This is a genomic window from Nitrospina gracilis 3/211, from assembly GCF_000341545.2.
Classification (GTDB): Bacteria; Nitrospinota; Nitrospinia; order Nitrospinales; family Nitrospinaceae; genus Nitrospina; species Nitrospina gracilis.
This window is the reverse complement of the sequence record NZ_HG422173.1, coordinates 2275674-2296344: the sequence shown is the minus strand read 5'-3', so window position 1 is coordinate 2296344 and position 20671 is coordinate 2275674. Positions and strand designations below refer to the sequence as shown.

Genomic DNA, 20671 nt, shown 5'->3' with positions numbered 1-20671 from the left:
CATCATTCCTTGTTCTGGACCACGACGCGGTCTTTGCCGTCGATTTCCTTCAGTTCCACCTGCACCCGCATTTCGCGCGAAGTGGGAATGTTCTTGCCGACGAAATCGGGGCGGAACGGCAGTTCGCGGTGACCGCGGTCGATCAGCACCGCCAGTTGCACCATCGCCGGGCGCCCGAAATCCATGATGCCGTCGATTGCGGCGCGGATGGTGCGCCCCGTAAACAAAACATCGTCGCACAATACGATTTTGCGACCCTCGAGCGAAAAGTCGATGGCGGTCTTTTTCAATTCCGGTTTTTGTTTGGCGGCGCCAATGTCATCCCGGTAAAGCGTGATGTCCAGAATGCCCAGGTCCAGTTTTGCCTTTTCGATTTCCTGGATTTTGGCCTGAAGGCGCTCGGCAAAGGTCACGCCCCGGGTGCGGATACCTACCAGCGCGAGGTTATCGAGGCCTTTGTTCTTTTCCAGGATTTCGTGGGCGATGCGGGTAATGGCGCGCTGGATGTCGTCGGAGTTGAGGACCGTGGATGTCATCAATCCGCCTTTGCCGGTTGCCGGCAAAAAAAATCCCCCGCGGGTGCATACACCCTTGGAGGAGTCATCGCATGTGAAGATACTTGTGCTCTCATTCTGGATCCCTTGACAATCTCACAGGACTGCCTTAAAGAGGTCTATATGTTGTCTGACTATATCCGTTGACCGGAAGCAAGTCAAGCGGATTTGCTTTGAGAGTTTAAAAGAAAGGGCGCCGCCTTGGTACGCATCACTAAAGTTTATACGAAACAGGGAGACAAGGGAGAAACCTCGCTCGTCGGCGGGGTGCGCGTGCCGAAGGACCATCCCCGCGTACAGGCCTACGGGACGGTGGACGAGCTCAACAGCCTGGTGGGTCTGGTACGAAGCACGCTGGATCAAATTCCCGCGGAACAGGAACGCGAGCGGGTGGACCAGACGCTGGCCGCCATCCAGCAATGGCTGTTCGACCTGGGAAGTGAACTGGCCACCGATCCGAAGACAGGACGGGAAATGAAAATCGGGGTCAAGGCAGAGCAGGTGGCGTGGATGGAATCCTGGATGGACACGATGAACCGCGACCTCGAGCCGCTCAAAAGCTTCACCCTGCCCGGAGGGCGCCTGCCCCTGGCGTTTCTGCATCAATGCCGAACCGTGTGCCGCAGATCCGAGCGGGAAATCATCGCCCTCGGCCGCAAGGAGGAAATCGGCTCGCAGGTGGGACCCTTCATCAATCGTCTGTCCGATGCGTTTTATGTGCTGGGCCGCTGGCTGGCGAAAGTCAGCGGCGACGATGAGATTCTGTGGAAACCGGGAGGGGGAACGCCGCCCGAATGGAAATGAATCCGTTTATTTGGCGCGGTTGCCCTTCCAGGTGAGGGTCACGTCGCCTTTGCGCACCTTCACCTGGCAACCCAGGCGCATGCCGCCCTCCAAATCCTCTTCATACAAATAGTCCTTTTCCTCCTCGGTGATCTTCGACAGGTTTTCCCGTCCTTCGACCACCGTCAACTCGCACACCCCGCAGGTGCCTTCGGTGCAGCCAAAGGACAGGGAGACCTCCACTTCCTCACATATATCGATCAAAGACATGCCGTCCTCGCATTCGTGCGTGACGTTGTCCGGTTGAAATACCACTTTTGCCATACAAACACTCCCTGACCAGATTGAATCCGAATGAGATAAAGAGAAATAGGGAACACCGCGGAAGGCGGCACCGCTAAACTAAATTATTTTTTATTATTAATACTATAGGCCAACTTCTTTCATTTTTTGGACAAGCTTTTTTTGTTCCTCGGTGAGCTCCTTGGGCAGGGCTACTTTGATTTTAACCAGCTGGTCGCCACGCTTGCCATTGGCCCGGACTCCAAGTTCTTTCAGCCGCAATTTGGAATTGGGCTGGGTGCCTGCGGGCACTTTCACCTGCTTGGTGCCTTCCAGTGTGGGGACTTCGATGGTGGTGCCCAGAAGGGCGTCGCTCAGATCGATCGTCTGCTCGACGAGGATATTGTCGCCCTCCCGCGTGAACAGGGGATGGGGCTGGACATGAACGCGGAAATAGAGATCGCCGGGGGGACCACCGTTCATCCCGGGATGGCCCTTGCCGCTCAGGCGCAGCTTTTTGCCCTCGGAGATGCCCGCTGGAATCTTGAGGTTGGTGTCCTCGCGGCCGGTCGGCCGGTCCACGGAGAATCGCTTTTCCGCCCCCAGCGCGGCTTCCTCGAAGCTGATGGTGATGTCGCTCAGCATGTCCGCGCCCTTGTTGCGTCGAGGGTGACGCCCCATGCCCGGACCGAACGGGTCGGGGTAACCTCCGCCCTGACCGCCGAAGAACTGGCCGAAACCGCCGCCATATCCCGGTCCCCCGCCAAAGCCGAAATTGCGCAGGATCTCGTCCAAGTCGAAATCGCGGAATATGTCCTCCTGCGAATAGCGCTGGCGGAAACCTTCCGCGCCATAGGCGTCGTACTTCTTGCGCTTGTCCTTGTCGCTCAGAACGGCGTAGGCCTCGCTGATTTCCTTGAAACGGTTTTCAGCCTCCGCATCATTCTTGTTGCGGTCGGGGTGGTATTTCAGGGCAAGCTTCCGATACGCCTTTTTGATGTCGTCCTGGGAGGCGCCGCGTTCCACGCCCAATATGTTGTAGTAGCTTTTCATGTAGCTAAGTGCTTGATTTATATGTGGTTCTAATCTAAACTGGCTGTTATTGCCAATATTATACTCATTAATGTAATGAAACGCCTTTTTAAAATAGCAATGCTGGTATCGGTTTTTTTATCGGGGCTTGCACGCATCTTGCTCCAACCGCACCGCCCGAAGAGGCTGTGGTGCCTCCTCCACCTCCTATTGATCCGGCCGAAATGCACATCTGGACTCCGCCCAGCGAGGAAGAACTGGCCGCCCGTCACCGACGTCAGCAGGTGCTGGATGCCATGAGTTCCGATCTGGAAAAGCTGTTCATGGGATACGCCCACACGCTGGGCGAGGAAATCATTCTGGAAAATCTGGTTTCCTTCCAGACCCCGCAGTATCACCAGTGGACCATACGGTACAGCGAGGATTTGGATAGCATCGACGCCATACACCAGGCCAACGTGGATGAACTGCAGAAATCCGGGGAGGCGGTGTCCCTGCTGGAGGAGCAGTTGGAAGCCATTCACAAAGCCCGCGAGGCACGCCGGTTCCGTCCGGATGAGTACCAGATGGCCATCCGGCTGTTCCGCGACGCGCGCTACGCGGAAAGCATCGCCATGTTCAACCGGGTGCTGGCCACCGAGTTTCCACCCAACCTGCACGACAACATCCTGTTCGGGCTGGGTTCCAACTACTACCGCCTGCGTGAATACGAAAAGGCCAAATCCTATTTCGATCCCATCATCGAAGATCATGCCTCCACCGACAAATGGCTGGTGGCCCACGCCATGCTCGGCATGATATACAATCTGGAAGGACAGAAAAGCCGCGCGCTGTGGATATTGCAGAAAGCGCTGGATGAAAAACCCACAGGCGAACTGCTTTCCATCCTGCAAAATCTCGTGCTCATCACCCAGGGAAAGAAACCCGATGTCGCAAGTTAATCAACCCGCGCCCCAACTCGACGTTGCCGAGTGGGTGCAGGGCGAAGCCTCCAATATCGACCGCGAACGCGGCAACGTGATCCTCGTCATGGTGTTCCAGGTCAACTGCCCCGGCTGTTTCGTCGGTGGATTTCCAGAAGTCCTCGCGGTGCACCAGAAGTTTCAGGGACAGCCGTTGAAGATCTGGGGACTGGCCACGGCGTTCGAGGACTATCGATTCAATAGCCTCGAAAACCTGAAAAAACTCGCGCACACAGGCGAGGTGGTGGGCGAGACTCTCGCGTACCTGCAGAACAGCGGCATGCTGCAGAACGGCCGGCTGACTTTTTCCATTCCTTTTCCGCTGGCTTGGGACCGATTGGTGAAACGGGAGGGCGGGGCGACGCCGGAGGAAATCGAGGCCTTCCTCGCGCGCGACTTCCCCGGTTACGAAAACATGCCGGGTCACACTCTGAACGCGGTCAAAACCCAGATCAAACAATACCTGCAAAGCAAAAAATACGACGCCAGTACCTTCGACCGGTACGGACTCCGCGGCACGCCGTCCACGATCCTGATTGACAAACAGGGCATTCTGAGGCACAAACTGTTTGGGTCGGGCCTGAAACTGGATGGCTACGTCGAGCAGTTGCTGAACGAATAACCGGGAGGCGCGGGTGCTCACCTACGAAAAGTTCGTTAACATCATCGATGCGCTCGAAGACGCGCGCGTGCTCCTGGCGGCGCTCGAATTCGATGTGTTCACCATCCTCGACAAAAAGGAGATGACGGTCCGACAAATCGCCCGCAAGGCGGAGGCGCAGGACGAAGGCATGTCCGCACTCCTGCACGCGCTGGTGGCGCTGGGCGCGCTTAAGAAAACCAAAAACGGCAAATTCGCCAACACGCCGGAGATGTATAAGCACTTCTGCCGTTCCAGCCCCGACTACAAAAAGGGCACCGCTCATCTGAAGATGGAGAAAAACGATGAGTGGAACCAGTTGATCCAAACCATCCGTAAAGGACGCGACCTGACGGCGTTCGAGGACGGCGACGACCCGGAGTTCCGCCACTGCTTCTCCTACGCCATGCACGAGCGGAGCGAACCCTACGCTTCCAGAATCGCCGCACTCTTGGCGAAGAAAAAATCCATCGGCAAGTTTCTCGACCTGGGCGGCGGACCCGGTTCCTACTGTGCGGCGGTCCTGCGTCAGGACAAAAAGGCGGAAGCGACGCTACTCGACCGCGACGCCGCCTGCAACGTGGCGCGGGCGCTGTTCGGCAAAGAAAAATTTTTCAGCCGGTTCACCATGAAGCCCGGCGACCTGTTCGAAACGGACTACGGCAACGGATTCGACACCGTGCTGTTCTCCAACATCCTGCACATCTACAACCCCGCCGAAAACCGCAAGCTTCTCAAAAAAATCCACAAGGCGCTCAAACCCGGCGGCAGGCTGGCGGTGGTGGACTTCTTTCTCAACGAAGACCGCACCGCGCCGTACGAGGCGGCGATGTTTTCCCTCACCATGCTGTTGTTCACCGAAACGGGCAAGACCTACACGTTTTCGGAAACCGAGCATCTGCTCACCAAAGCCGGATTCCACAAGTTCCAGACCCACAAGCTGGACGAAGGCTCGCACGTCATCGTCGCTACTCGGAAATAACATTCCGTTCTTCTTCTAATTTTTCAAAATAAAATCCAAGGTCATCGTCCAAGGGAAGCCTGATTTTTCCAAATATTGTTTTTTCTACATGTGCGGGCCAAATCCAGCGCTCTTTACTTCCCTCAAAATATTTTCCATCCCATTTATGACTGAAATTCATAAAGCTGATCAGGGGTTGGCCCTGAAAGTATTCAAACTCCCAAATATTCATTTCCCTGAAATCTTCATTTGAGTTTTTGTAGGTGTGTGTATAAGTTCCATCTTTATTCAGGGCGATTGTATCTATTGCCTTCCCGTGATTGGCTTTATAGACACCTATGACATCATGCCTTTGAATGGAACTTGAATTTTCACAAGCGCAGAGAAGAATAACCAAAAATATGATTGGTGGTTTTAGGTGTTTGATCATTTGAATGATTTTGTCAAAAAATCAAAGCAATACTTTGAGTTGAGGGCACTCTAATAATTCTAGTGAGAATCCTAAAATATCCAAAATTTAAATCCTGCGAGGCTCCGCACCAATCTTCACCGCCGAGAAGTAATAGAGCTCCCAGTGGGTGTACACACCCTGCGGGGTGGAGAAGTTGCGGTCGTGGGTCTCGATCAGGCGGCGCAGTTCGCCCGTCTTCATCATGCGTAGCGGCGCGGCGCCGATCTGTTGCAGGTTGCGGATGAGGTGGCGCGTGCCGGGAAAGAAAATCTCGCGGCTTTCACGCTCGGCCGCCAGCCACTGAAACCCGCATTGGGTGAGCAGGCTTTTCCATTTGTCCAGCGACAGGAGGTGCGTCGGACCCTCCAGCCCGCCGGAGTCGCGGAACTCCTGCAACGTTTCCGGACCGAATGTGCTGAACACAATCTGCCCGCCCTCGGGCAGACTGCGGTGCAGGGTCTCCATGGTGGTCTCCGGATTTTGGAACCACTGAAACACCGCGTTGGCGGCGATCAACCCGGCTGGCGGAAACTCGATCCGCTCCGCATTGCCCTCCAGGAACCGCGTTCCCTCGGGCAGGTCGAGGTGGTCTTTCAGGTACTCGATCATCGCCGGGGCGATGTCGTTCAGGATCAGTTTCTCCGCGCCGCGCGCCAGCAGGTGCCGGGTGAACAGTCCCGTGCCGCAACCCAGCTCCAGCACCGTCGCGGGCAGGGCGGGCGACAACAGCGCCGCCAGCCGCTCGGCCATGGTCTTCTGCAACTGCGCGTTTTTGTCGTAGGTGCGGACGTGTTTGGAAAAGCTCTGGATCAGGCTCGACTCGAACTCGTCTTCACCGCGACCGCGGCTGGTTTTGTGATTCGCGTTCATAGAATGGATTGTACTTTCTAACGGCAGAGGGAAGAAGGGTTAAATGCGTTTGCCGGATGAGGCGGCCAAACGCTCCTGAACTGCGGCAAGCTGGAATATGGTTTGCAGGAGCGGTTCGGGGTGGTGGCCGCAATCGTGGACCACTTCCAGCGACGGCACGAGCGGTTGCAGGGCGGTGGCGTCGGTGAACGGATCGCGGTCACCCAGCACCGCATGGAACCCCGCTGTGGCATCGGGCGAAACCGTGACGTCGCGTAGAAACTGGAGACCGCGTAACAGCGTGTCCCGCTCCGGGATGTCATTTTTCGCTTCCGGCGGCAGAACGATGTCGCCCAGCGCCATGAAGTCGCCCAGCACCGTCGGCAGGTCCGGCGTGCGCTCCACCGTCCGTAAAAAGAACTCCAGTTGCGCCGACGGGATTTTCCCGCTCAGCCCCGCCTCCTGCTTGAACGCGAGGATCGGAGCCATGAGGATTTTGACCGCCGCCTCCGGCAGGTGCTCGCGGTGATGCAGGAGCCACAGACTGCCGAGCGAATACCCGATGACGATGTCCGGGGCGGGGGTCTGCAAAATCCGTTTCGCTTCCTCCGCATCGAACGGGTCCCGCGGGTACACGCCGTGTACCGTGGCTTCCGGGCAGAACGGTTGCGCCAGTTCTTTGAGCCAGTCTTCCGGGATGGCCCAGCCGCAAATGAGGGTGATGGTCAAACCGTTCGGCATGCGTTTAACAACTCCAAAAGTTCGTGCAGGTGGTCTTGCGTGATGCCGCTGTGAAACGACAGGCGCAGGCGCGATGAGTTCGGCGGCACCGTCGGCGGACGCACCGCCCCCGCCAGCAGGCCTTTCTCCAGCAGACGGTCGCGCAGGGCCAGCGCGCGGTCAGGGTCGCCCACGATCACCGGCACGATCTGCGAGTCGAACGCGTTCGTCGTCCATCCGCCCTTGACCAGTTCGTCGCGGAACCACGCGGCGTTTTTGCGCAGACGCTGCCGCTCGGTGTGCAGGGACTGCACCCTGCCGATGGCCGCGGACGCGGCTCCGGCACAGGCCGGGGCGAGGTAAGTGGAGTAAATGAGCTCGCCCGCGTGGTTGACGAGGTGATCGATCACCGTCTGCGATGCGGTCAGCACGTACGCGCCCATGCTGGCCAGCGCCTTGCCCAGCGTGCCGACCAGGATGTCCACATGATCCAGCACGCCCGTCTCCTCGGCCAGCCCACCGCCAGTGGGACCGAACACCCCGGTGCCGTGGGCCTCGTCCAGCACCAGCACGAAGCCAAAACGCTGTTTCAATTCCACGAGGGCTTTCAGGTCCGGGTAATCGCCGTCCATGCTGAACACGCTTTCAGTGACGACGAACACAGTTTCGTACGCACTTTTATTTTTTCCAGCAGTTCTTCCAGGTGACCCAAGTCAAGGTGCGAGTAACGTTTGTAGTCGGCCTTGCCTTGCAGGATGGCCTGAATGACCGAGTGGTGGATGAGTTTGTCCACCAGCACGAGGTCTTTTGGCCCCGGCAGGTGTTTGAGCACCGCCTGGTTGGCCATGAATCCTGTGTTGAACACCAGGCCCGCCGGTTTGCGTTTCCATTGCAGTAACGCGTCGAGGAGTTGCTCGTGGCAGGGCAGGTAGCCGTAGAGCAGGGGAGAGGCACCGCTTCCGGCTCCGTATCGTTCCAGCGCTTGGCGCGCCCCGGCTACGACGCCCGGGTCGGTGCGCAGTTGCAGGTAGTCGTTGCTCGACAGGTTCAGGCGGCAGGACCCGGCCACCTTCAGCGTGCGCAGAAGGTTGTCTTTGCGGCGTTGTTCAAGTTCTTTTTGCAGGCGACGTTCCAGGGGCGAGTCCAAGGATTTTTCCACTCCCAAGGCTTTTGAAAACAAAAATTATGGTATAAAAGCCTCTTCAAGTCAAAAGCCACTCCAACTTATATTTCGAGTCATGGCGGAGATAAAAGATACGGGAAAAGTCTGGATCAAGGGCCGCGTCAGCACGGCGTTCGCCATCAAGGTGGACGACACGGTGTTCGTGCCGGGGCAGGAAGAAGGGCAGGACATCGAGTACTGGCTGGAAGACGGCGCGCTGTGCGTCGATCTGCACGATGCCAAAAACGAGACGCGCATCGCGCGGCGGTTTCCATTGAACCTCAAGCCGGAGACGATGGCGTCCCTGTTCAACGGCTTCACCCGCACCAAGCACTGCGATACCAAGGTGGTGATGCCCACCGACGACGGCGTGCTGGAAACGACGGTGCAGGGAGACGCGTACCGGGAGGCGAACGCCGGTTCGCTGGATGCGCACGCCTTCTGGCAGAGCGCCGCACCGAAGTGAAGTTTATTTGCCTTTAGAGTTTGGACTTCTCACCAGGCGGGTGGTGTACTCGTCGCGGTTCAACTTGTCCACGAACTCGGCGGTGCCGTCCTGCAAATTCACCGCACAGGCCTGACCTTCCTCATTGGCTTCAGAAGTCCAGATGACGCGGCCGCATTTGGGCACGAACGCCGGGTGGATGTGGATGGTCTCTCCCTCCCAGTCCACGAGCGACAGGTCTTCATTGTACAGGCTGAGCGCCTCCTCTTTGGTAGGCAGGCGCCAGTCGGCGTGACCGCCGGCATAGACGTTGCGCATGGTCTGAATGTAGTAGTTGGCCTCGTCCCAGGTCACCCACTTGCCCAGGTCACCACGGGCGTCCTTGGGCAGCCATTCCAGGTTCATTTTCTTATCAACGATCACCCCGCGCGGAGTGTCTTCGTACAAATCCTTTGCATCCATAATCTGTATCCATTCCAGTTCGATTCAAATGCGTGCAATTATAATGCACCTTCACAAAGACTCAATCGATTTTAAAAATGCCGCGTGCAAACGTGCTGTAATCGGACCCCGCCGGCCATTCCCGATGACCGTATCATCTACGCGAGTGACCGGCAGCAATTCGATTCCCGTATTGGTGAGGAAGACTTCATCGGCCTGGTGCAGGTCGGCCGCCTGAAGCGTTTCCTCACACGCGGCGACAACCGGTTGTTGTGCCAGTTCCAGCACCACCTTGCGTGTGATGCCCGCCAGTACCGATTCCCCGACGGGTGGGGTTTTCAGCACGCCGCCCCGGACAATAAACACATTGCTGGTCGAAGCGTCGCACACTTCCCCTCGGTGGTTGAGCAGGATGGCGTCCCAGTGACCCGCCTCGAGCGCCATATGCCTGGCAAGTATGTATGGCAGAAAGTTTCCCGACTTCGCCTGCCGGGTTACTCCCGGGAGGCGTGGGGCGCTGTCGGAAACAAGAAGTATCGACACACCCTCGCGGTACCGGGAGTCCGGCAGAGGCTCTACCGGGCGGGCGGTGATGACGAGCGTTGGCGGGGCGTCCGGCACGATGTCGAAACCGGTACTCTCGCCCCGGCTCAGGGTGAGGCGCAGGATGGCGTCGTAGAGTTCATTGCGTTGAAGAACCTCGTACAGCAGGCTTTCCAGCTTGTCCGCCGCTTTCGGCACGGTGAGGTGAATTTGTCCGGCGGACTGGTGCAGTCGGTCCAGATGATCGGCGAGGCGGAAGATGCGTCCCCGGTAAGCGCGCAGGGTTTCGAACACGACGTCGCCATAGAGGAACCCCCGGTCGAACACCGACACGCGCGCTTCTTCCTGGGGCACGAAACGGCCGTTGATATACACCACCGGCGTCATCCCACCGGCTCCCCGCTCAATGCCTGGATCATCGCCGCCGCCTTGTCCAGTGTCTCCTGCCATTCTTTCTCCGGAATGGAGTCGGCGACGATTCCCGCCCCGACATGAAAATGCGCCCGTCCGCTTTGAACCAGGATGGTGCGGATGATGATGTTGAGATCGAGGTGGCGGTCGAACCCGATGTAGCCGAACGAACCGCTGTAGGGGCCGCGCAGGGAAGGCTCCAACTCGTCGATGATTTCCATGCACCGGATCTTGGGACAGCCGGTGATGGTGCCGCCGGGAAACACGGCGGCAAGGATGTCGACCACATCCACGCCGGGTTTGAGACGTCCCTCGATGTTGGAGACGATGTGGCAGACGTGCGAGTACTGTTCGAGGAACATGAGGTCGGTCACATGGACACTGCCGTGCTCGCAGATGCGACCGAGGTCATTGCGTTCCAGGTCGACCAGCATCAAATGCTCGGCTTTTTCCTTTTCGTTGAGCAGGAGTTCGGCAGACAGGCGCACGTCTTCCTCTTCGCTTTTGCCGCGGGGACGCGTGCCGGCGATGGGCCGCGTCTCGACCCGGTCCCGCACCACCTTTACCAGCCGTTCGGGAGATGAACTTGCCAGCACCAGTCCGTCGAACTTCAGATAGCCGGAAAACGGGGACGGGTTCACTTTGCGCAGGCGCTGGTACAATGGAAACGGATCGCTCTCATACTTTACGGATAACCGTTGCGCCAGGTTGGCCTGGTAGATGTCACCTTCCTCGATGTACGTTTTGGCCCGTTCCACCATGCGTTCGTACTCTTCCTGCGTGATGTTGGATTCCAGAGATGCGGAGTGCAGGGAAGGGGCAGGCATGATTTCGTTTTGTGCGGAATTTGAAACTTCCTCAATGAAGCGATCCATCTCCCGCCACCCGGATTCCAGTTCTTCCTTGACCTGCGAATGAATCGATTCGGGATCGTTCTCTATTTTCAATGCGACGATGTATTTTAGGATCGCCTGCCGGTGGTCGTACACCCACAGGCTTTCCACCTGGAAGAAAAACAGAAGAGGCAGGTCGAGTCCGTCCTTGACCCGCGGTTCAATATTTTCGAACCAGTGAGCCATCTCGTAGCTGAGGCAACCCACCCATCCACCCCAGAAATGATCGACGTGGTCGATCGCATCCAGACCCGGCTCGAAGTTCAACCGTTTGAGCGCGTCCGAGGCCGGGAGAGAAACCGTTTCCCGGTCCCCGTTGTTGTGAATCTGGAACTGGTTGTTGCGCAGGGAGATGGCTTTTTCATTGGCTCGGCCAAAAAACGAATAGCGCGCCGTCTCGTCGGGTCCCTTGCCGCTTTCGAAAAGGAAGGACCGCTCGGCTTCACCGTACAACCGGTGATATGCCTCGGCAGGGTTGAATGAATCAACACTCCGCTCTCCGACCACGGGCACGCGCGGGCAAGTGGCGGCGAGTTCAATAAAACGCGATCTATCGGGGCAGACTTTCATGGCTTCAGATGCAGGTGATTGTTGGAGTCGATTATATCAGGATGGGACCGATTTGCTCACTCGTAGCGGAGGGCATCGATGGGGTTCAGGTTTGCGGCTTTGTTGGCAGGGTACAAACCGAAGAACACACCTACGATCACGGAGAACCCAAACGCCAGAAGGATAGAGGGAACGGAGACGATCATATCCCACCCCCCCAGCTTCGACACGCCCATGGAAACACCGGCTCCCATCAGGATGCCGATGAATCCGCCAAGGAAGCTGATGAATATGGATTCAATCAAAAACTGCTGGCGGATCTCCCGCTTTTTTGCGCCGATGGCGATGCGGATGCCGATTTCCCGCGTGCGTTCGGTGACCGACACCAGCATGATGTTCATGATGCCGATTCCGCCCACCATGAGCGAAATGAATGCAATGCCGCCCAGTAGATATTGAAAAGTTTTGGCCGCATTGCCCCAGCTGTTCAGCCATTCCGCCGAATTCTGCACGTGGAAATCATTGTCCTGTCCTTCCCGGATATTGTGCCGCCGCTTGAGAAGGGATTCGATATCCTGCTTGATGACATCAATGTCCTGAATACGCCTGGCCTGCACGTCGATCGATTGCAGGTAGTTGATGCCGAAAAGGCGTTTCTGCGCGGTGGTGACGGGAATGAAAATCTGGTCGTCCGGATCGAACCAGGACAGCGCCCCCTTGGCAACCATCGTCCCGATAATGAGAAAATTCTGCCCGTCCACTTTGAGCGTCTTGCCGATAGGATCGACATTGTCGAACAGATTTTTGGTGACCGTGGCTCCCAATACGGCGACACGGCGGGCGGTGCGCACCTCCGTGTCCGCAAAGTAGCGCCCTTTATCCAACTGGAAATTGGACATCCAGTAATAATCTTCTTCCGTTCCGCGCACGGTGGCATTGCGGTTCTTGTTACCGAATTTCAATTGCGCACTCTGGTACACCTCCGCCGAGACGCCGGTGATGCGGTCGATATGCTCACGGATGGCACGGGCGTCTTCGAGCACAAGCGTTTCCACCTTGCCGCTCCGTACATGGCGGCGGCTTTTCTGGCCGGGTTTTACGGAAATGATGTTGGTCCCGAACTTGGCGATGGTTTCCAGCGTCTGTTTACGCGCCCCTTCACCCAGCGAGATCATGGAAATCACCGAACCGACGCCGATGATGATGCCGAGCGCAGTCAAAAACGTACGCAGTTTGTTGGCCACCAGGCTGCGAAGCGCCATCCGAATAAGGTCAAATATCAGCATGGGCTTCTTCCTTCATCAAAACACGCGGCGCCGATCCGCTATCCTTAACCAATTTTCCGTCCTGCATCTGAAAGATTCTTCTGGAGTAGGCGGCAATATCCTGTTCGTGCGTGACAAGGATGATGGTGACGCCTTCCTCATTCAGCCGGGTGAACAGTTTCATGATATCCGCACTCGTTTTGGAATCCAGGTTGCCGGTCGGTTCGTCCGCCAGAATGATGCGCGGATTGATCACCAGCGCCCGGGCGATGGCGGCGCGCTGTTTTTCACCGCCGGACAGCTCATTCGGCTTGTGTTTGGCGCGGTGGCCGAGTCCCACCCTCTGTAACGCGTCCATTGCCTTTTTGGCGGGCTCCTTCACCCGTCCGTACAACAGGGGCAACTCCACGTTTTCCAGCGCCGTGGCGCGGGGAAGCAGGTTGAAACTCTGGAAGACAAAACCGATTTTTTTGTTTCGCACTTCGGCCAACTCGTCCGCAGACTGGTTCTGCACGTCAATGCCGTCCAGCCGGTAGGTGCCGGAAGAGGGGAGATCCAGGCATCCGAGCAGGTTCATCAGGGTCGATTTGCCGCTTCCCGACGGCCCCATGATGGAGGCGAACTCCGACGCCTCCATGGAAAAACTGACGTCACGCAGGGCGAACACTTTTTCGGCGCCAAGGTCGTAGGTTTTGGATAGTTTTTGAATTTCGATGAGAGCCACGGTCAACGCCGGAGAATGAACAGCATCTTGCGGATGGTGGACATGCTGTCTTCATCCGTTTTGAAGTGATCCTTGATTTCTTCCCAGTCCCCGATCAGCACTTCCATGTTTTCATTCACGCCATCCACCTGGATTTCAATCGGGTTCTTCACACCCAGTTCCACCGGCCGCGCCTGGGGTTGATTGTTCTCGAGTACGGCGACGAAGGTTGTTCCTTCCTCGCGGTGGATGGCTTCTCGGGGAAGAAAGGTGACATCCTCCAGCTCCCGGCTGATAATGTCCACGTTCGCCGTCATCATCGGTTTCAGAATATCACGGCCCTTGCCCTGGATTTCAATTTTGACTTTGAAGATGGTGATGCTGTCCTCGACCAGCCCCTTGGGGGCGATGCGGGTCACCACACCTTCAAACTCCTCGTTCGGGTAGGCGTCGGTTGTGATCTTCACCTTCTGCCCAACCTCCACCTTGCCGATGTCGGTTTCGTCCACGTCGGCCACGATGAACAGTTTGGACATATCGGCGATTTTAGCGAGCGCCGTACCGCCAGAGACGTTGGTGATGCCGGAGGCGATGATCTGGCCCTGTTCGACCAGTTTTTCAATCAACACGCCGGTGATGGGAGCGTAGATTTCCGTTTCGGCCAGGCGTTCCTTGGCCTCAGCCAGTTCCAGTTCGGCCCGTTTGACATCGGCTTTAGCCAGTTCGATGTCCTGCTTTTTTACCTCGATGTCATGCACGCTGTCCTCGGCCGCACGCAGGTTGGCCTTGGCCTGCTCCAGAAGTTCTTCCCGCACCTTGTAAGCGGTTTGTGCGGTATCTAGCGATTCGCGGGAAGTGAATTTTTTCTGAAACAGGTCTTCCTGCCGCCTCAGCTTGTCGCGCGCGTCCACCAGGTTGGCCCGGGCTTCCTCCACCTGGGATTTGGCCCCCTGCAGATCGGTTTCGTAACGCGTGATCTGGAGTTTGAGAGACGTTTTGGCTTTGTCGAGTTGTGCTTTCGCACTGGCGAGGTTCGCTTCGGCCCGCTTGACGTTGCGCACCTCGTCCGACTTGTCCAGTCTCAGCAGAAACTTGCCTTTCCGGATGGCATCACCCTCTTCGTAGGGAAAACTGAGCACTTCGCCGCTGGCTTTGGACTTGACCTCCACCTGGAAGTTGGGTTCGACGATACCCGTTGCGGAAATCTTTACCACCATGGTGCCGCGCTCGACCTTGGCCGTGCGGAAGGGATGTTTTTTGGGGCGTTCATTTTCTTTCCCATCGCTCTGGACCAGAAAGAACGCGCCGGCCGCAAGAACGACCACCCCTAATGCAATAAGGAGTTTTTTCATGGTTTCTGTTCTTCCGCCAGCTCGATCCTGTGATGATCCAGCGTGGAGGCAATGACCTTGCGGAAATTGATTCGCGATTTATTGAAATCGATGATGGCCAGGAGTTCCTTGCTTTGCTCTTCGGCCAGATCGGTTTGAAACTCCAGCACCTGAAAACTGGTGGACAGGCCAACTTCAAATTTTTTCAATTCGGCGTTCAATGTTTCTTCTGCAAGGTGCCGGGCCACTCGCGCCGCCTGTACCCGTTTGATGTCCGTTTCAAGCTGGCGGACCGCTTCCCGCACTTCAATAATGATGGTCTTTTCCAGGTCCTTGATATCCAGAAGGAGCTTGGCGACTTCCAGTTTGGCGGCCGTCAACTGACTCTCCGCCGCCCGGTTGCCGAGTGGATAACTGAACACCACTCCCGCCGTCCAACTGTCGAAATCCGTGGACAAAGCCCGTTCCATACCGCGCCCAAAGGTCCCCCCGAACTGGCTGATACGGGGAGCACCCCCAAGACCGACAGGCCGGGCGTCACCGGTGATGCCGTTGAGACCGTAGCTGGCCACCAGATCCAGAGTAGGGTAGGTCTGGTTTTCATTGAACTCTACCTGGATGTTACGTGTATCCAGTTCTTTTTTCTTGGACAGGTAATCCGGGCGTTGTCTCAGTGCCTGGCTGATCGCATGATTGAGGTCGATCTTTGCTTGAGGGTCGTACTGGGGCGCGTCGAGGGGCTGGATATTTTTCGTACCTTTTTCCGAGTCGAATGCGATATTCAGAATGTTTTTCAGATTGTCTTCATTATCCTTAATCAGTTTCTCCGCGTTGATGACGGCCTCTTCACGCGACGCCACCTCGGCCTGGGCCTGAAGTATTTCCAGGGGCGCCATGGTGCCCACCTCCACCTGGGCTTTGACACGCTGTTCAAGGTCACGGGCACGCTGGACGGATTGCTGCTTGACCTTCAAGTCCTCCTGGCTGAATACAAGGTCCCAGTAAACATTTTCCGCCGAAGTGAGGATGTCGATGACCTGGTTTTTGAAATCATATTGGGAGATGGAGAGATTGTTCCGCGCGATATAGATGTTACTTTTGTTCACATCCTGCCCAAAATTTTTGAGCAGGGGCTGGGTCAAATTGACCTCGAACCGGGTGGTGTACTGGGGGTTCAATCCGGCAAACAGCGAGTTCGTACCGTCGCGGATACCTTCATAAAAAAATTCGTACTCCGTGCCGAAAGTGAGTTTCTGATTGAGGCCGACTTTCCACCGTTGCTGATCGGTTTTCGAGATAGGCGGATTGGCAAATGCAGAGGCGATGGGAACCGTGTCGTCCTGGGCCCGCACTTCAGCATTGACGCTGGGGTCGAAAGTGGCTTCATTATTGATGATGTTCTGCCGCTGGATGCGGGAATTGTACTCTTGAACCGCTATGGCAACATTGTTTGTGAGGGTGGTTTGGATGACATCGGTCAGTGACAATTGCAGGACATTGCTCAGCACGATGTCCGGTTTCTTGGTCGCCGAATCTTCGGTCGCAGGTTGGGGGGAACCTTCGATGTTCCCACTGTCTCCGGCATTCGTCCCCTGAATTTCCTGCGTTTCCGAAAGATGGAGTCCTGCCTGCAGGCGAAACCGGTTCTCCGAGCCCAGCAGGCTGGATTCCGCCTGCACAATCGCCGGAAGAAAAATAAGAATTTGGATGGCCATCATCACTACTCGAACTGAGTACACACCCCTCATCAACATAAGCATAGCCCCTGAATTCTCCAATGGTTAAAGGGAAAAACGATTTTAATATAATAACTTACCGCATTAAAAGGGAAATTGGTCCGAGTTCCCACTTTCATGAAACTGCCGTCCTGATTTCCCGCCACGCGGTTCCGGCCGCGGGACGCCCCCAAACCGGTCATTTTTCAGGCCGTTGAAGGGCATTGCTTTCTGAAAAACACGATTCCAAATAATTCGGATCTGACGAGGGCCTTTATAGGACCTCCTGTAAAAATGAAAAATTTCTTGTAATTTTTACAGTAACTGTATAGTATAAATCACTATGCTTTCAGGCCGCCCGAATTGCCTGTCTTATTCAATTCTAAAATGTGACCAAACCCATGAATAATCCTGCCTCGGCTTCCCGTGTTACCGCCGCAGATATATTGAAAGTCATTCCAATAATTCGTAAAACCCTGTGGCTATGGCAGAAAAAGTACAACTTCTTTCCAGATCCCACCAAAGAAGCCCACCCGGGAGGCAAGGGCATTGTCGGGTACTATCCGGCATGGGTTAAAGACCGGTGCAAGCGGGTGTACGAGTTGCAGAAAAGCGGTTACACCATTGCCATGATCAAGGAAATCCTTAAAAAAGAGACCGAGGACAAGTCATCAAAAAAAATACTCGTTGTGGACGATGAGAAAAAATTCACAAGCCTCGTCAAAAAGTTTCTGGAAAAGGAAGGGTACCTGGTTGAAGTTGCGGGCAACGGTCTGGACGCAGGTCTGAAGGCTGCCGACTTTCTACCTTCCATCATTCTTCTGGATATCAATCTTCCGGGCCTCAATGGACTGGAAGTGTGCGTCAATCTCAAGAATAACCCGAAAACCAGTTTCATGACCATCATTGTGATCTCCGCAAGTCCACAATATACGGAAAAACAGGTTCAGGAGGCGGGCGGCGACCTGTTTATTAAAAAACCGGTGGACCTCGAGGATCTGCTCGAAAAATGCAATGCCATCCTATCTGATAACGTAGTTGCTGAATAGTTTTTCCCGGCAACCACCCCCGATTCCCTGAAAATCCATTTGAATTCGGTTTTTCTCAATTTACCTCTGTAAAATTAGGAAAATTTGGAATATGCTGACACAAATCAATTTTCTGACCTGAATCCATTTCGTCCATATGAATGACACCATGCAGTCAACCGATCCGAAAATAGGGGAGTTGGAAAGCATCGCTCGCGAACTGCGGCGCAAAAGTCTGGAGATCATCCATCGCGCCGGATCCGGTCACCCGGGAGGCAGTCTTTCCGGGGCGGACATCGCGGCGGCCCTGTTTTTCGACGTTATGCGTTTTGATCCGAAAAACCCCCGCGACCCGAAGCGCGACCGTTTTATCCTCAGCAAGGGGCATGCCACGGGCCTTCTTTATGCCACTTTGGCCCAGGCAGGGTTCATTGCCCAGGAGGAGCTGGTCGATTACCGCAAGATCAACAGCAAGCGTAACCTTTCCGGTCACCCGCACCCGAAAACACCGGGCGTGGAAATCGCCACGGGCAGCCTCGGACAGGGGCTGAGTGCGGGACACGGGATGGCCCTGGCGGCTCGCCTCGACAATCTCGACTACCGGGTTTATGTGCTGATGGGTGACGGCGAGTTGCAGGAAGGGCAGGTCTGGGAAGCGGCCATGTCCGCCGTCAAGTTCAAGACCAACAACCTCATCGCCATTGTTGATTACAACAAAGTGGCTCAGGACAACATCACCAAGGACCTGAAGGACCTGGAACCGATTGAGGACAAATGGGAGTCGTTTGGCTGGGATGTGCATCGCATCGACGGGCACGACATGACACAGGTGCACAAGGCGCTCAATTTGCCGCTCCATGCGGAAAAACCGCGGGTGATCATTGCCGATACGGTGAAGGGCAAAGGGGTCAGTTTTATGGAAGGCAAAACCGCCTGGCACGGCGTGGCGCCTTCGGATGAAGATTACGAAAAAGCCATGAAGGAGCTGGAATGATCGACGGAGCAACACGGGACGGCTACGGAGCCGCGTTGGTGGAATTCGGCAGCAACCCCAAAGTGGTCGTGCTGGATGCCGGCGTGAGTGACAGCACACGCAGTAAAAAGTTCGGTGACAAATACCCGGAACGGTTCTTCAATATGGGAATCAGCGAAGGAGACATGGTGTGTACGGCGGCGGGGCTCGCCACCACAGGAAAGGTGGCTTTTGCAACCGGATTCGCCTGCTTTCTGTTGGGTCGGACCATGGATCAGGTGCTGGTCAGCATCGCTTACTCCAATACCAATGTGAAACTCGTAGGGACTCATTCCGGACTCGCCGTAGGTGAAGACGGGCCGACCGCTCAGATGGTGGTGGACATTGCCTACACCCGTGCCATGCCCAACCTCACTGTCATCCAGCCGGCGGATTACCAGGAAGCCTTTGCGGCGACCAAGTTTCTGATCGACCATGAGGGCCCGGTTTACATGCGCCTCGGCCGCGCCAAGGTAAAAGGGATTTACGACGAGAATTTCCAGTTCCAGCTGGGCAAGGGTCATGTGGTGCAGGAAGGAAAGGATCTCGTGATTTTCGCCACTGGCGGCATGGTTGAGGAAAGCCTGTTCGCCATGGAACAGATGGAAAAGGAAGGACTGAAAGCCACGCTGGTCAATATTTCGACCATCAAACCCATCGACCAGGAATTGATCGTGGAACAGGCCAAAAAACATGGCCGCGTGATGACCGCTGAAGATCACAACCTTATCGGCGGTCTGGGTGACGCGGTGCTGGAAGTCCTGGCCGACCATGCCGTGCAGGTGCCGGTCAAACGGATCGGCGTGCGGGACCATTTTGCGGAAACTGGATCGAAGAAAGAGCTGTATGAAAAATACGGTCTCTCACACAACCACATCGCGAAGGCCGCCCTGGCTCTTTGCGATGCGCAGCCGGCCTGACGTTTCCACAACAGGCGGCACGAACCGCCATCAACTCCATCCCAATCATAACGAGAACAGGGCTCTCTGGGGACCCCCATTTTATCCTGATTTCAAGTTGACATAATATATGTTATGGGAACCTGAAATTAGGGTCGGGTTTGGCGGTTTAGCCCCCCTCTTTTTTAACTTATTTATTTTAATGGTTTATGGAGCTAATCTTTTACCAGGTCGATGTGTTTACCGATCAACCGCTGGCGGGAAACCCTCTTGCGGTTTTCGTTGATGCGGAAGGCATGGATGCCGACCAAATGCTGGCCGTCGCGCGGGAAATGAACCTGTCTGAAACAACATTTCTGTTTCCTCCCAGCCAGACCGACTGCGATTTTCAGGTCCGAATATTCACTCCCGGAAAAGAAATCCCTTTTGCCGGCCACCCCACACTGGGAACGGCTCACGTTCTATTCCAGCAGGGTTTATTGGGCTCAGACCGCGATGCATGCCGGTTTGAGATGGGTATCGGCCCGATTGACGTCGAGCGCGAAGGCAGCACCTTCATGATGGTTCAGCCTCAGCCGGAATTCCAGAGTCCGCGAACCGATCGCCAGGCCATCGCGCAGGCATTGGGTCTGGACGCAAAGGATCTTCATCCCAATCTTCCCGCACAGGTGGTTTCCACCGGCTTTCCGGCCCTGTTCGTTCCCCTAAAATCGTTGGATGCAACCGGCAGAACCGCCCTCAACCTCACACGCCTGCGTGATATTCTGGGGAAAGTCGACATGATTTACCCATTCTGTCTGGAAGCGGTGAACCCCGAAGCGCAGGTCCACACGCGCGGCTTCGCGCCGTTCATCGGCATCCCGGAAGACCCGGCGACGGGTAGCGTGGCCGGGGCAATGGGAGCTTACCTTGCGCATCACCACGTTCTGGACGCCACCCGCCTTTCGGATCTGACCCTCGAACAGGGGTTGGAAATAAATAGACCCTCGGAAATCAAGGTCTCTGTGGAAATGGCGGGGGGGAAGATTGGTTCTATCCGC

At 56.1% G+C, this 20671-nt stretch carries 24 protein-coding genes; 9 read left to right on the top strand and 15 right to left on the bottom strand.

What is annotated here, in order from left to right; all coding sequences use genetic code 11:
• Nucleotides 1-2: 2 nt before the first annotated feature.
• Complete coding sequence (pyrR, locus tag TX82_RS10965; protein WP_005010416.1) at nt 3-536, bottom strand: bifunctional pyr operon transcriptional regulator/uracil phosphoribosyltransferase PyrR; 534 nt, start codon at nt 534-536, stop codon at nt 3-5.
• 219 nt (nt 537-755) lie between these two features.
• Here pyrR and TX82_RS10960 point away from each other — a divergent pair, with 219 nt between their 5' ends.
• Complete coding sequence (locus TX82_RS10960) at nt 756-1358, top strand: cob(I)yrinic acid a,c-diamide adenosyltransferase (RefSeq protein WP_005010413.1); 603 nt, start codon at nt 756-758, stop codon at nt 1356-1358.
• Between the two features lie 6 nt (nt 1359-1364).
• Here TX82_RS10960 and TX82_RS10955 read toward each other — a convergent pair whose 3' ends face one another.
• Together TX82_RS10955 and TX82_RS17060 are read right to left on the bottom strand one after the other, a co-directional pair.
• Nucleotides 1365-1661 carry a 2Fe-2S iron-sulfur cluster-binding protein gene (locus TX82_RS10955; RefSeq protein ID WP_005010411.1) on the bottom strand — a complete coding sequence of 99 codons (297 nt, stop codon included), beginning with the start codon at nt 1659-1661 and terminating at the stop codon, nt 1365-1367.
• Nucleotides 1662-1763: 102 nt separating this feature from the next.
• Nucleotides 1764-2672 carry a DnaJ C-terminal domain-containing protein gene (locus tag TX82_RS17060; protein ID WP_005010401.1) on the bottom strand — a complete coding sequence of 303 codons (909 nt, stop codon included), beginning with the start codon at nt 2670-2672 and terminating at the stop codon, nt 1764-1766.
• A 203-nt stretch (nt 2673-2875) separates the two neighbouring features.
• Here TX82_RS17060 and TX82_RS10945 point away from each other — a divergent pair, with 203 nt between their 5' ends.
• The 3 genes from TX82_RS10945 to TX82_RS10935 are packed head-to-tail and all read left to right on the top strand — an operon-like array spanning nt 2876 to nt 5235.
• A complete protein-coding gene (locus tag TX82_RS10945; RefSeq protein ID WP_005010400.1) occupies nt 2876-3592 on the top strand; it encodes a tetratricopeptide repeat protein in 717 nt (238 codons plus the stop codon).
• The gene (locus TX82_RS10940; protein ID WP_005010398.1) at nt 3579-4235 is read left to right on the top strand and encodes a peroxiredoxin family protein; all 657 of its coding nucleotides are present in this window, start codon (nt 3579-3581) and stop codon (nt 4233-4235) included. The genes TX82_RS10945 and TX82_RS10940 overlap by 14 nt, the downstream gene beginning before the upstream one ends.
• 13 nt (nt 4236-4248) lie before the next feature.
• Nucleotides 4249-5235, top strand: coding sequence for a methyltransferase (locus tag TX82_RS10935; protein WP_005010396.1), 987 nt, complete (start codon nt 4249-4251; stop codon nt 5233-5235).
• On the opposite strand, the gene TX82_RS16040 is transcribed toward TX82_RS10935, so the two are convergent.
• The 5 genes from TX82_RS16040 to TX82_RS17050 all read right to left on the bottom strand — a co-directional run bounded on the left by TX82_RS16040 (nt 5222) and on the right by TX82_RS17050 (nt 8381).
• Nucleotides 5222-5644, bottom strand: a complete 423-nt coding sequence (locus tag TX82_RS16040; protein ID WP_144079156.1) for a hypothetical protein — start codon at nt 5642-5644, stop codon at nt 5222-5224. The genes TX82_RS10935 and TX82_RS16040 overlap by 14 nt on opposite strands.
• Nucleotides 5645-5731: 87 nt before the next feature.
• Entirely contained in the window at nt 5732-6535 is an 804-nt protein-coding gene (locus TX82_RS10925; RefSeq protein ID WP_005010393.1) for a methyltransferase domain-containing protein, read from the bottom strand.
• A 39-nt stretch (nt 6536-6574) separates the two neighbouring features.
• Nucleotides 6575-7255 (bottom strand): alpha/beta fold hydrolase, encoded by a 681-nt coding sequence (locus tag TX82_RS10920; RefSeq protein WP_005010390.1) that lies wholly within the window; start codon nt 7253-7255, stop codon nt 6575-6577.
• Nucleotides 7240-7896 (bottom strand): aminotransferase class I/II-fold pyridoxal phosphate-dependent enzyme, encoded by a 657-nt coding sequence (locus TX82_RS17055; protein ID WP_275450587.1) that lies wholly within the window; start codon nt 7894-7896, stop codon nt 7240-7242. Before TX82_RS17055 ends, TX82_RS10920 begins: the two co-directional genes overlap by 16 nt.
• On the bottom strand, nt 7842-8381 hold the full coding sequence (locus TX82_RS17050; protein WP_275450586.1) for a PLP-dependent aminotransferase family protein: 540 nt from the start codon (nt 8379-8381) through the stop codon (nt 7842-7844). The genes TX82_RS17055 and TX82_RS17050 overlap by 55 nt, the downstream gene beginning before the upstream one ends.
• A gap of 91 nt (nt 8382-8472) precedes the next feature.
• Between TX82_RS17050 and TX82_RS10910 the strand changes: the two genes are divergently transcribed.
• On the top strand, nt 8473-8862 hold the full coding sequence (locus tag TX82_RS10910; RefSeq protein ID WP_005010389.1) for a hypothetical protein: 390 nt from the start codon (nt 8473-8475) through the stop codon (nt 8860-8862).
• Nucleotides 8863-8865: 3 nt separating this feature from the next.
• Here the strand turns inward: TX82_RS10910 and TX82_RS10905 are convergent, their stop codons facing one another.
• From TX82_RS10905 to TX82_RS10875, 7 genes are read right to left on the bottom strand one after another with little or no spacing between them, the layout of a single operon-like run.
• Nucleotides 8866-9303 carry an Lcl C-terminal domain-containing protein gene (locus TX82_RS10905; protein ID WP_005010387.1) on the bottom strand — a complete coding sequence of 146 codons (438 nt, stop codon included), beginning with the start codon at nt 9301-9303 and terminating at the stop codon, nt 8866-8868.
• A gap of 51 nt (nt 9304-9354) precedes the next feature.
• On the bottom strand, nt 9355-10275 hold the full coding sequence (locus TX82_RS10900; RefSeq protein ID WP_084604065.1) for an aminotransferase class IV: 921 nt from the start codon (nt 10273-10275) through the stop codon (nt 9355-9357).
• A complete protein-coding gene (locus TX82_RS10895) occupies nt 10209-11699 on the bottom strand; it encodes an anthranilate synthase component I family protein (protein ID WP_005010384.1) in 1491 nt (496 codons plus the stop codon). Before TX82_RS10895 ends, TX82_RS10900 begins: the two co-directional genes overlap by 67 nt.
• A gap of 56 nt (nt 11700-11755) precedes the next feature.
• Nucleotides 11756-12964 carry an ABC transporter permease gene (locus TX82_RS10890; RefSeq protein WP_005010383.1) on the bottom strand — a complete coding sequence of 403 codons (1209 nt, stop codon included), beginning with the start codon at nt 12962-12964 and terminating at the stop codon, nt 11756-11758.
• Nucleotides 12951-13673 (bottom strand): ABC transporter ATP-binding protein, encoded by a 723-nt coding sequence (locus TX82_RS10885; RefSeq protein ID WP_005010381.1) that lies wholly within the window; start codon nt 13671-13673, stop codon nt 12951-12953. Before TX82_RS10885 ends, TX82_RS10890 begins: the two co-directional genes overlap by 14 nt.
• Nucleotides 13670-14998: an HlyD family secretion protein gene (locus TX82_RS10880; RefSeq protein WP_005010379.1), complete on the bottom strand. Its 1329-nt coding sequence runs from the start codon at nt 14996-14998 to the stop codon at nt 13670-13672. Before TX82_RS10880 ends, TX82_RS10885 begins: the two co-directional genes overlap by 4 nt.
• Entirely contained in the window at nt 14995-16695 is a 1701-nt protein-coding gene (locus tag TX82_RS10875) for a TolC family protein (RefSeq protein WP_187291956.1), read from the bottom strand. Before TX82_RS10875 ends, TX82_RS10880 begins: the two co-directional genes overlap by 4 nt.
• A 398-nt stretch (nt 16696-17093) precedes the next feature.
• On the opposite strand from TX82_RS10875, the gene TX82_RS10870 reads away from it, so the two are divergent.
• From TX82_RS10870 to TX82_RS10855, 4 genes are all read left to right on the top strand, one after another.
• Nucleotides 17094-17741, top strand: coding sequence for a response regulator transcription factor (locus TX82_RS10870; protein ID WP_005010373.1), 648 nt, complete (start codon nt 17094-17096; stop codon nt 17739-17741).
• A 148-nt stretch (nt 17742-17889) separates the two neighbouring features.
• Nucleotides 17890-18714, top strand: a complete 825-nt coding sequence (locus tag TX82_RS10865; RefSeq protein WP_237100736.1) for a transketolase — start codon at nt 17890-17892, stop codon at nt 18712-18714.
• Nucleotides 18711-19652 carry a transketolase family protein gene (locus TX82_RS10860; RefSeq protein ID WP_042251096.1) on the top strand — a complete coding sequence of 314 codons (942 nt, stop codon included), beginning with the start codon at nt 18711-18713 and terminating at the stop codon, nt 19650-19652. Before TX82_RS10865 ends, TX82_RS10860 begins: the two co-directional genes overlap by 4 nt.
• A gap of 188 nt (nt 19653-19840) precedes the next feature.
• Nucleotides 19841-20671 (top strand): PhzF family phenazine biosynthesis protein (locus tag TX82_RS10855; RefSeq protein WP_052338258.1); only part of this gene is annotated, 831 nt, incomplete at its 3' end.

What these genes read in the sequence shown, in the direction of transcription:
- pyrR (WP_005010416.1), bottom strand. Translation starts at nt 536, where the DNA reads ATGACATCCACGGTCCTCAACTCCGACGACATCCAGCGCGCCATTACC.
- TX82_RS10955 (WP_005010411.1), bottom strand. Translation starts at nt 1,661, where the DNA reads ATGGCAAAAGTGGTATTTCAACCGGACAACGTCACGCACGAATGCGAG.
- TX82_RS17060 (WP_005010401.1), bottom strand. Translation starts at nt 2,672, where the DNA reads ATGAAAAGCTACTACAACATATTGGGCGTGGAACGCGGCGCCTCCCAG.
- TX82_RS10945 (WP_005010400.1), top strand. Translation starts at nt 2,876, where the DNA reads ATGCACATCTGGACTCCGCCCAGCGAGGAAGAACTGGCCGCCCGTCAC.
- TX82_RS10940 (WP_005010398.1), top strand. Translation starts at nt 3,579, where the DNA reads ATGTCGCAAGTTAATCAACCCGCGCCCCAACTCGACGTTGCCGAGTGG.
- TX82_RS16040 (WP_144079156.1), bottom strand. Translation starts at nt 5,644, where the DNA reads ATGATCAAACACCTAAAACCACCAATCATATTTTTGGTTATTCTTCTC.
- TX82_RS10925 (WP_005010393.1), bottom strand. Translation starts at nt 6,535, where the DNA reads ATGAACGCGAATCACAAAACCAGCCGCGGTCGCGGTGAAGACGAGTTC.
- TX82_RS10920 (WP_005010390.1), bottom strand. Translation starts at nt 7,255, where the DNA reads ATGCCGAACGGTTTGACCATCACCCTCATTTGCGGCTGGGCCATCCCG.
- TX82_RS10910 (WP_005010389.1), top strand. Translation starts at nt 8,473, where the DNA reads ATGGCGGAGATAAAAGATACGGGAAAAGTCTGGATCAAGGGCCGCGTC.
- TX82_RS10905 (WP_005010387.1), bottom strand. Translation starts at nt 9,303, where the DNA reads ATGGATGCAAAGGATTTGTACGAAGACACTCCGCGCGGGGTGATCGTT.
- TX82_RS10900 (WP_084604065.1), bottom strand. Translation starts at nt 10,275, where the DNA reads ATGGCAGGAGACACTGGACAAGGCGGCGGCGATGATCCAGGCATTGAG.
- TX82_RS10895 (WP_005010384.1), bottom strand. Translation starts at nt 11,699, where the DNA reads ATGAAAGTCTGCCCCGATAGATCGCGTTTTATTGAACTCGCCGCCACT.
- TX82_RS10890 (WP_005010383.1), bottom strand. Translation starts at nt 12,964, where the DNA reads ATGCTGATATTTGACCTTATTCGGATGGCGCTTCGCAGCCTGGTGGCC.
- TX82_RS10880 (WP_005010379.1), bottom strand. Translation starts at nt 14,998, where the DNA reads ATGAAAAAACTCCTTATTGCATTAGGGGTGGTCGTTCTTGCGGCCGGC.
- TX82_RS10875 (WP_187291956.1), bottom strand. Translation starts at nt 16,695, where the DNA reads ATGATGGCCATCCAAATTCTTATTTTTCTTCCGGCGATTGTGCAGGCG.
- TX82_RS10870 (WP_005010373.1), top strand. Translation starts at nt 17,094, where the DNA reads ATGAATAATCCTGCCTCGGCTTCCCGTGTTACCGCCGCAGATATATTG.
- TX82_RS10865 (WP_237100736.1), top strand. Translation starts at nt 17,890, where the DNA reads ATGCAGTCAACCGATCCGAAAATAGGGGAGTTGGAAAGCATCGCTCGC.
- TX82_RS10860 (WP_042251096.1), top strand. Translation starts at nt 18,711, where the DNA reads ATGATCGACGGAGCAACACGGGACGGCTACGGAGCCGCGTTGGTGGAA.